Annotated in this window: 11 protein-coding genes; all 11 read left to right on the top strand. The window is 34.9% G+C overall.

The annotated features are described in order from the left end of the window. Nucleotides 1-1,772: 1,772 nt before the first annotated feature. The 11 genes from AYJ55_RS23190 (at nucleotide 1,773) to AYJ55_RS23140 (ending at nucleotide 8,717) form a co-directional block, all read left to right on the top strand. Nucleotides 1,773-2,174, top strand: a complete 402-nt coding sequence (locus AYJ55_RS23190; RefSeq protein WP_063658088.1) for a replication/maintenance protein RepL — start codon at nucleotides 1,773-1,775, stop codon at nucleotides 2,172-2,174. A gap of 215 nt (nucleotides 2,175-2,389) precedes the next feature. Further along, the gene (locus AYJ55_RS23185) at nucleotides 2,390-2,581 is read left to right on the top strand and encodes a hypothetical protein (RefSeq protein ID WP_063657704.1); all 192 of its coding nucleotides are present in this window, start codon (nucleotides 2,390-2,392) and stop codon (nucleotides 2,579-2,581) included. Between the two features lie 456 nt (nucleotides 2,582-3,037). Further along, nucleotides 3,038-3,520: a replication/maintenance protein RepL gene (locus AYJ55_RS23180; protein WP_187153343.1), complete on the top strand. Its 483-nt coding sequence runs from the start codon at nucleotides 3,038-3,040 to the stop codon at nucleotides 3,518-3,520. A 207-nt stretch (nucleotides 3,521-3,727) separates the two neighbouring features. Beyond that, nucleotides 3,728-3,919 (top strand): hypothetical protein, encoded by a 192-nt coding sequence (locus tag AYJ55_RS23175; RefSeq protein WP_063657713.1) that lies wholly within the window; start codon nucleotides 3,728-3,730, stop codon nucleotides 3,917-3,919. Between the two features lie 495 nt (nucleotides 3,920-4,414). After that, on the top strand, nucleotides 4,415-4,822 hold the full coding sequence (locus AYJ55_RS23170) for a replication/maintenance protein RepL (protein WP_063657714.1): 408 nt from the start codon (nucleotides 4,415-4,417) through the stop codon (nucleotides 4,820-4,822). Between the two features lie 210 nt (nucleotides 4,823-5,032). Continuing rightward, nucleotides 5,033-5,224: a hypothetical protein gene (locus AYJ55_RS23165; protein WP_063657704.1), complete on the top strand. Its 192-nt coding sequence runs from the start codon at nucleotides 5,033-5,035 to the stop codon at nucleotides 5,222-5,224. A gap of 496 nt (nucleotides 5,225-5,720) precedes the next feature. Next, on the top strand, nucleotides 5,721-6,128 hold the full coding sequence (locus tag AYJ55_RS23160; protein ID WP_063657714.1) for a replication/maintenance protein RepL: 408 nt from the start codon (nucleotides 5,721-5,723) through the stop codon (nucleotides 6,126-6,128). A gap of 210 nt (nucleotides 6,129-6,338) precedes the next feature. Further along, complete coding sequence (locus AYJ55_RS23155; RefSeq protein ID WP_063657704.1) at nucleotides 6,339-6,530, top strand: hypothetical protein; 192 nt, start codon at nucleotides 6,339-6,341, stop codon at nucleotides 6,528-6,530. Nucleotides 6,531-6,985: 455 nt separating this feature from the next. Continuing rightward, a complete protein-coding gene (locus AYJ55_RS23150) occupies nucleotides 6,986-7,468 on the top strand; it encodes a replication/maintenance protein RepL (protein WP_187153343.1) in 483 nt (160 codons plus the stop codon). Between the two features lie 206 nt (nucleotides 7,469-7,674). After that, nucleotides 7,675-7,866 carry a hypothetical protein gene (locus AYJ55_RS23145; protein WP_063657713.1) on the top strand — a complete coding sequence of 64 codons (192 nt, stop codon included), beginning with the start codon at nucleotides 7,675-7,677 and terminating at the stop codon, nucleotides 7,864-7,866. A 497-nt stretch (nucleotides 7,867-8,363) separates the two neighbouring features. After that, a complete protein-coding gene (locus AYJ55_RS23140; RefSeq protein ID WP_063658086.1) occupies nucleotides 8,364-8,717 on the top strand; it encodes a helix-turn-helix transcriptional regulator in 354 nt (117 codons plus the stop codon). Nucleotides 8,718-8,859 lie beyond the last annotated feature (142 nt).

Here is an 8,859-nt window from a genome sequence, read left to right as displayed (position 1 = left end):
TCGCGTTGCTCGGTCACTTGGCTGTGGCGAGCGGTGCGGGTTAAGTTTGAAAAGATTTTTTGATTTTTTTTAACGCAGGAGACGTTGAAACGGGAGCGCCACTTGTGAGTACAAAATAGCGTCAACGAGGAAGGGGGGGTTAGTTTGTTACTATTTAGTTGTCTGGCATTTCGTACTGATTAAAAACAATATATAACCCATCCTATGTATTAAAAGGGATTGTATCTATTTTTATCACTTCACAAGGGTATATATGTACCGTTATGGAGTTACACTTGTAACTTCTGAAAGATACATTTACACCTTTTAAAAAAGGTATTAAAATACCTTATTGACAAGGTATATTTTTGTATGTAAATTGTCACGTTATATAGAGTGACATATGCGGACAAGACATGGTGACTAAAAAGAGAATAAAAACTGCATTTTATGAGCAAAAAAAGACACTGTGGATATAAACACTGGAGAAATAATTTCTGAATCAAAGACAACATTATCTCGTTATTCATCTGAACCGCCATATGTGAAAATGTATATTGATGATATATGTTCAATGATTAAAGTTCCTGACTCATTAAAAAACGTCTTGTTTCTTATGCTTAGAAAGCTCGATTATGATGGTTATATGACTCTTTCAACCAGATATAGAAAATCAATGTGTGACCAACTTAGTATTAAAGATGGGACTCTAAGAAATAGATGGCTCTTCTTGAAAAAAAGGATTTGTTCTGAGTGAGGAGGAAATGAATATTTAGCCAACCCTAAATTTTTGCTAGGGGAGAATGGAAGTCCATCATAGAACAAAGATCAGCATTTGAATTAAAAATTAAATATTCAGAAGACGGTAGAGAAATTACTACAGAAAGAATTTTATAAACTAGTCGCTAACTGATGGAATGGTGATCCAAAAGTTAGCTAATCCAAACCCTAACAGTACTAGGAGTCGGACTATGGGAAATAGTACCTTCCGTGCGCGTAATTGAAGCGCAAAATCAAATCATCGAGTTATTCGTTCGAACCTCACGCAATTTAACCCTTCGTCAGCGTGCCCGAATTCTCCAGCGAGTTGGGGGTGCGGCATGAAATACTTCAAAGCAACCATCATCACTAACGTTGACCACGAGAAGGGGTAAGACAACAAATTTCATCTATCTTTCCTCTGAGACGAAAATAGCTGCCAAGAAATTGGCCTCTCAACATATCTTTGAGACTGACGGCGCAAATGCTGTTTTTACAAATCGCCCAGATTGGAAGAAATTAGTATTTTGTGATTTTCGCGTGACTGTGTTCCCTTTAATTTCCGGTTATCTTCCGCTTCCTCGCCGTTCGCTCGCGTTGCTCGGTCACTTGGCTGTGGCGAGCGGTGGCGTTTTAATTTTAAGGATTTTTTGGATTATTTTTTAATTTTCTTTCTAAGTTTAGCTTGCGAGCACGAACACCGTCGACGAGGAAGCGGAAATTAAGTTTGTTGCTACTGAGTTGTCTTGTAACTCCTGAAAAACAAGAAAGAATCTAAGATAGATAAATAGTTATATATAAATCAGTATTTTAAATAATTTTGGTAATCATATAATTAGTTAAGGTTACTATATGATTATATGTTAATAACTAAATAATCATTATTAATAATAATATATATAATTATTTATATAATTAATTAAAAAAGTTATTTTTAGGATATGAAAACTTTTATTTAATAACTTTAAAAAAAACTTGAAATAATTTTTTTTATTATTATAGTTAACTTTAAAATTTATTTAAATGAGGCCGATATGGGACGTAGACATGTAAACCTAGAAACAGGGGAAATAACTCAAGAGCCTGATTTTATAAAGGTTTATATAAATGACCTATGTAATGTAAAGGGAGTTACTGGGCTTCAAATGAACATATTTCATTTTATGTTAAAACATATGAATGATCACAATGAAGTATCTTATGGTAAATCTGCAAAAGATAGATTTTGTAAAAGACATGATACTAGTTTAGCTGCCTTTAATAACAATATTAAAGCGTTAATAGCTGCTGGTTTAATAGAAAGAGTAAATCGAGGAGAATTTCGAGTTAATAAGAAGTACGCAGTTAAAGTTGATTGGATAGGGTTCAATCCATCATTTGGGTTAGTACCTACACCAAAAACGGAAAAACAGAAGAGATTACATTTTCAGAGATGAAATGATTTTATAGTCGCTGACTACAAGAGTCGTTACCTCTTGCAATCAGCTAACCCAAAACCTAAGATGACTAGGAGTTGAGCTATGCGAAATAGTACCTTCCGTGTGCGCGTAATTGAAGCGCAAAATCAAATCATCGAGTTATTCGTTCGAACCTCACGCAATTTAACCCGTCGTCAGCGTGCCCGAATTCTCCAGCGAGTTGGGGGTGCGGCATGAAATACTTCAAAGCAACTATCATCACTAACGTTGACCACGAGAAGGGTAAGACAACAAATTTCATCTATCTTTCCTCTGAGATGAAAATAGCTGCCAAGAAATTGGCTTCTCAACATATCTTTGAGACTGACGGCGCAAATTGCTGTTTTTACAAATCGCCCAGATTGGAAGAAATTAGTATTTTGTGATTTTCGCGTGACTGTGTTCCCTTTAATTTCCGGTTATCTTCCGCTTCCTCGCCCGTTCGCTCGCGTTGCTCGGTCACTTGGCTGTGGCGAGCGGTGCGGGTTAAGTTTTGAAAAGATTTTTTGATTTTTTTAACGCAGGAGACGTTGAAACGGAGCGCCACTTGTGAGTACAAAATAGCGTCAACGAGGAAGGGGGGGTTAGTTTGTTACTATTTAGTTGTCTGGCATTTCGTACTGATTAAAAACAATATATAACCATCCTATGTATTAAAAGGGATTGTATCTATTTTTATCACTTCACAAGGGTATATATGTACCGTTATGGAGTTACACTTGTAACTTCTGAAAGATACATTTACACCTTTTAAAAAAGGTATTAAAATACCTTATTGACAAGGTATATTTTTGTATGTAAATTGTCACGTTATATAGAGTGACATATGCGGACAAGACATGGTGACTAAAAAGAGAATAAAAACTGCATTTTATGAGCAAAAAAAAGACACTGTGGATATAAACACTGGAGAAATAATTTCTGAATCAAAGACAACATTATCTCGTTATTCATCTGAACCGCCATATGTGAAAATGTATATTGATGATATATGTTCAATGATTAAAGTTCCTGACTCATTAAAAAACGTCTTGTTTCTTATGCTTAGAAAGCTCGATTATGATGGTTATATGACTCTTTCAACCAGATATAGAAAATCAATGTGTGACCAACTTAGTATTAAAGATGGGACTCTAAGAAATAGATTGGCTCTTCTTGTAAAAAAAGGATTTGTTCTGAGTGAGGGAGGAAATGAATATTTAGCCAACCCTAAATTTTTTGCTAGGGGAGAATGGAAGTCCATCATAGAACAAAGATCAGCATTTGAATTAAAAATTAAATATTCAGAAGACGGTAGAGAAATTACTACAGAAAGAATTTTATAAACTAGTCGCTAACTGATGGGAATGGTGATCCCAAAAGTTAGCTAATCCAAACCCTAACAGTACTAGGAGTCGGACTATGGGAAATAGTACCTTCCGTGTGCGCGTAATTGAAGCGCAAAATCAAATCATCGAGTTATTCGTTCGAACCTCACGCAATTTAACCCTTCGTCAGCGTGCCCGAATTCTCCAGCGAGTTGGGGGTGCGGCATGAAATACTTCAAAGCAACCATCATCACTAACGTTGACCACGAGAAGGGTAAGACAACAAATTTCATCTATCTTTCCTCTGAGACGAAAATAGCTGCCAAGAAATTGGCCTCTCAACATATCTTTGAGACTGACGGCGCAAATTGCTGTTTTTACAAATCGCCCAGATTGGAAGAAATTAGTATTTTGTGATTTTCGCGTGACTGTGTTCCCTTTAATTTCCGGTTATCTTCCGCTTCCTCGCCCGTTCGCTCGCGTTGCTCGGTCACTTGGCTGTGGCGAGCGGTGGGCGTTTTAATTTTAAGGATTTTTTGGATTATTTTTTAATTTTCTTTCTAAGTTTAGCTTGCGAGCACCGAACACCGTCGACGAGGAAGCGGAAATTAGTTTGTTGCTACTGAGTTGTCTTGTAACTCCTGAAAAACAAGAAAGAATCTAAGATAGATAAATAGTTATATATAAATCAGTATTTTAAATAAATTTTGGTAATCATATAATTAGTTAAGGTAACTATATGATTATATGTTAATAACTAAATAATCATTATTAATAACTATATAATTATTTTTAATAATTAAAAAAGTTATTTTTAGGATATGAAAACTTTTATTTAATAACTTTAAAAAAACTTGAAATAATTTTTTTATTATTATAGTTAACTTTAAAATTTATTTAAATGAGGCCGATATGGGACGTAGACATGTAAACCTAGAAACAGGGGAAATAACTCAAGAGCCTGATTTTATAAAGGTTTATATAAATGACCTATGTAATGTAAAGGGAGTTACTGGGCTTCAAATGAACATATTTCATTTTATGTTAAAACATATGAATGATCACAATGAAGTATCTTATGGTAAATCTGCAAAAGATAGATTTTGTAAAAGACATGATACTAGTTTAGCTGCCTTTAATAACAATATTAAAGCGTTAATAGCTGCTGGTTTAATAGAAAGAGTAAATCGAGGAGAATTTCGAGTTAATAAGAAGTACGCAGTTAAAGTTGATTGGGATAGGGTTCAATCCATCATTTGGGTTAGTACCTACACCAAAAACGGAAAAACAGAAGAGATTACATTTTCAGAGATGAAATGATTTTATAGTCGCTGACTACAAGAGTCGTTACCTCTTGCAATCAGCTAACCCAAAACCTAAGATGACTAGGAGTTGAGCTATGCGAAATAGTACCTTCCGTGTGCGCGTAATTGAAGCGCAAAATCAAATCATCGAGTTATTCGTTCGAACCTCACGCAATTTAACCCGTCGTCAGCGTGCCCGAATTCTCCAGCGAGTTGGGGGTGCGGCATGAAATACTTCAAAGCAACTATCATCACTAACGTTGACCACGAGAAGGGTAAGACAACAAATTTCATCTATCTTTCCTCTGAGATGAAAATAGCTGCCAAGAAATTGGCTTCTCAACATATCTTTGAGACTGACGGCGCAAATTGCTGTTTTTACAAATCGCCCAGATTGGAAGAAATTAGTATTTTGTGATTTTCGCGTGACTGTGTTCCCTTTAATTTCCGGTTATCTTCCGCTTCCTCGCCCGTTCGCTCGCGTTGCTCGGTCACTTGGCTGTGGCGAGCGGTGGGCGTTTTAATTTTAAGGATTTTTTGGATTATTTTTTAATTTTCTTTCTAAGTTTAGCTTGCGAGCACCGAACACCGTCGACGAGGAAGCGGAAATTAGTTTGTTGCTACTGAGTTGTCTTGTAACTCCTGAAAAACAAGAAAGAATCTAAGATAGATAAATAGTTATATATAAATCAGTATTTTAAATAAATTTTGGTAATCATATAATTAGTTAAGGTAACTATATGATTATATGTTAATAACTAAATAATCATTATTAATAACTATATAATTATTTTTAATAATTAAAAAAGTTATTTTTAGGATATGAAAACTTTTATTTAATAACTTTAAAAAAACTTGAAATAATTTTTTTTATTATTATAGTTAACTTTAAAATTTATTTAAATGAGGCCGATATGGGACGTAGACATGTAAACCTAGAAACAGGGGAAATAACTCAAGAGCCTGATTTTATAAAGGTTTATATAAATGACCTATGTAATGTAAAGGGAGTTACTGGGCTTCAAATGAACATATTTCATTTTATGTTAAAACATATGAATGATCACAATGAAGTATCTTATGGTAAATCTGCAAAAGATAGATTTTGTAAAAGACATGATACTAGTTTAGCTGCCTTTAATAACAATATTAAAGCGTTAATAGCTGCTGGTTTAATAGAAAGAGTAAATCGAGGAGAATTTCGAGTTAATAAGAAGTACGCAGTTAAAGTTGATTGGGATAGGGTTCAATCCATCATTTGGGTTAGTACCTACACCAAAAACGGAAAAACAGAAGAGATTACATTTTCAGAGATGAAATGATTTTATAGTCGCTGACTACAAGAGTCGTTACCTCTTGCAATCAGCTAACCCAAAACCTAAGATGACTAGGAGTTGAGCTATGCGAAATAGTACCTTCCGTGTGCGCGTAATTGAAGCGCAAAATCAAATCATCGAGTTATTCGTTCGAACCTCACGCAATTTAACCCGTCGTCAGCGTGCCCGAATTCTCCAGCGAGTTGGGGGTGCGGCATGAAATACTTCAAAGCAACTATCATCACTAACGTTGACCACGAGAAGGGTAAGACAACAAATTTCATCTATCTTTCCTCTGAGATGAAAATAGCTGCCAAGAAATTGGCTTCTCAACATATCTTTGAGACTGACGGCGCAAATTGCTGTTTTTACAAATCGCCCAGATTGGAAGAAATTAGTATTTTGTGATTTTCGCGTGACTGTGTTCCCTTTAATTTCCGGTTATCTTCCGCTTCCTCGCCCGTTCGCTCGCGTTGCTCGGTCACTTGGCTGTGGCGAGCGGTGCGGGTTAAGTTTTGAAAAGATTTTTTGATTTTTTTAACGCAGGAGACGTTGAAACGGAGCGCCACTTGTGAGTACAAAATAGCGTCAACGAGGAAGGGGGGTTAGTTTGTTACTATTTAGTTGTCTGGCATTTCGTACTGATTAAAAACAATATATAACCCATCCTATGTATTAAAAGGATTGTATCTATTTTTATCACTTCACAAGGGTATATATGTACCGTTATGGAGTTACACTTGTAACTTCTGAAAGATACATTTACACCTTTTAAAAAAGGTATTAAAATACCTTATTGACAAGGTATATTTTTGTATGTAAATTGTCACGTTATATAGAGTGACATATGCGGACAAGACATGGTGACTAAAAAGAGAATAAAAACTGCATTTTATGAGCAAAAAAAAGACACTGTGGATATAAACACTGGAGAAATAATTTCTGAATCAAAGACAACATTATCTCGTTATTCATCTGAACCGCCATATGTGAAAATGTATATTGATGATATATGTTCAATGATTAAAGTTCCTGACTCATTAAAAAACGTCTTGTTTCTTATGCTTAGAAAGCTCGATTATGATGGTTATATGACTCTTTCAACCAGATATAGAAAATCAATGTGTGACCAACTTAGTATTAAAGATGGGACTCTAAGAAATAGATTGGCTCTTCTTGTAAAAAAAGGATTTGTTCTGAGTGAGGGAGGAAATGAATATTTAGCCAACCCTAAATTTTTTGCTAGGGGAGAATGGAAGTCCATCATAGAACAAAGATCAGCATTTGAATTAAAAATTAAATATTCAGAAGACGGTAGAGAAATTACTACAGAAAGAATTTTATAAACTAGTCGCTAACTGATGGGAATGGTGATCCCAAAAGTTAGCTAATCCAAACCCTAACAGTACTAGGAGTCGGACTATGGGAAATAGTACCTTCCGTGTGCGCGTAATTGAAGCGCAAAATCAAATCATCGAGTTATTCGTTCGAACCTCACGCAATTTAACCCTTCGTCAGCGTGCCCGAATTCTCCAGCGAGTTGGGGTGCGGCATGAAATACTTCAAAGCAACCATCATCACTAACGTTGACCACGAGAAGGGTAAGACAACAAATTTCATCTATCTTTCCTCTGAGACGAAAATAGCTGCCAAGAAATTGGCCTCTCAACATATCTTTGAGACTGACGGCGCAAATTGCTGTTTTTACAAATCGCCCAGATTGGAAGAAATTAGTATTTTGTGATTTTCGCGTGACTGTGTTCCCTTTAATTTCCGGTTATCTTCCGCTTCCTCGCCCGTTCGCTCGCGTTGCTCGGTCACTTGGCTGTGGCGAGCGGTGGGCGTTTTAATTTTAAGGATTTTTTGGATTATTTTTTAATTTTCTTTCTAAGTTTAGCTTGCGAGCACCGAACACCGTCGACGAGGAAGCGGAAATTAGTTTGTTGCTACTGAGTTGTCTTGTAACTCCTGAAAAACAAGAAAGAATCTAAGATAGATAAATAGTTATATATAAATCAGTATTTTAAATAAATTTTGGTAATCATATAATTAGTTAAGGTAACTATATGATTATATGTTAATAACTAAATAATCATTATTAATAACTATATAATTATTTTTAATAATTAAAAAAGTTATTTTTAGGATATGAAAACTTTTATTTAATAACTTTAAAAAAAACTTGAAATAATTTTTTTTATTATTATAGTTAACTTTAAAATTTATTTAAATGAGGCCGATATGGGACGTAGACATGTAAACCTAGAAACAGGGGAAATAACTCAAGAGCCTGATTTTATAAAGGTTTATATAAATGACCTATGTAATGTAAAGGGAGTTACTGGGCTTCAAATGAACATATTTCATTTTATGTTAAAACATATGAATGATCACAATGAAGTATCTTATGGTAAATCTGCAAAAGATAGATTTTGTAAAAGACATGATACTAGTTTAGCTGCCTTTAATAACAATATTAAAGCGTTAATAGCTGCTGGTTTAATAGAAAGAGTAAAATCGAGGAGAATTTTCGAGTTAATAAGAAGTACGCAGTTAAAGTTGATTGGGATAGGTTCAATCCATCATTTGGGTTAGTACCTACACCAAAAACGGAAAACACAGAAGAGATTACATTTTCAGAGATGAAATGATTTTATAGTCGCTGCACTACAAGAGTCGTTACCTCTTGCAATCAGCTAACCCAAAACCTAAGATGACTAGGAGTTGAGCTATGCGA

The sequence above is a fragment of the Candidatus Arsenophonus triatominarum genome (assembly GCF_001640365.1).
Lineage (GTDB): Bacteria > Pseudomonadota > Gammaproteobacteria > Enterobacterales > Enterobacteriaceae > Arsenophonus > Arsenophonus triatominarum.
This window is presented reverse-complemented; position numbering and strand designations above follow the sequence as displayed.

Coding starts and splice junctions, on each gene's coding strand:
- AYJ55_RS23145 (WP_063657713.1), top strand. CDS start 7,675: ATGAAATACTTCAAAGCAACCATCATCACTAACGTTGACCACGAGAAG.
- AYJ55_RS23170 (WP_063657714.1), top strand. CDS start 4,415: ATGGGACGTAGACATGTAAACCTAGAAACAGGGGAAATAACTCAAGAG.
- AYJ55_RS23140 (WP_063658086.1), top strand. CDS start 8,364: ATGGGACGTAGACATGTAAACCTAGAAACAGGGGAAATAACTCAAGAG.
- AYJ55_RS23190 (WP_063658088.1), top strand. CDS start 1,773: ATGGGACGTAGACATGTAAACCTAGAAACAGGGGAAATAACTCAAGAG.
- AYJ55_RS23165 (WP_063657704.1), top strand. CDS start 5,033: ATGAAATACTTCAAAGCAACTATCATCACTAACGTTGACCACGAGAAG.
- AYJ55_RS23185 (WP_063657704.1), top strand. CDS start 2,390: ATGAAATACTTCAAAGCAACTATCATCACTAACGTTGACCACGAGAAG.
- AYJ55_RS23160 (WP_063657714.1), top strand. CDS start 5,721: ATGGGACGTAGACATGTAAACCTAGAAACAGGGGAAATAACTCAAGAG.
- AYJ55_RS23175 (WP_063657713.1), top strand. CDS start 3,728: ATGAAATACTTCAAAGCAACCATCATCACTAACGTTGACCACGAGAAG.
- AYJ55_RS23155 (WP_063657704.1), top strand. CDS start 6,339: ATGAAATACTTCAAAGCAACTATCATCACTAACGTTGACCACGAGAAG.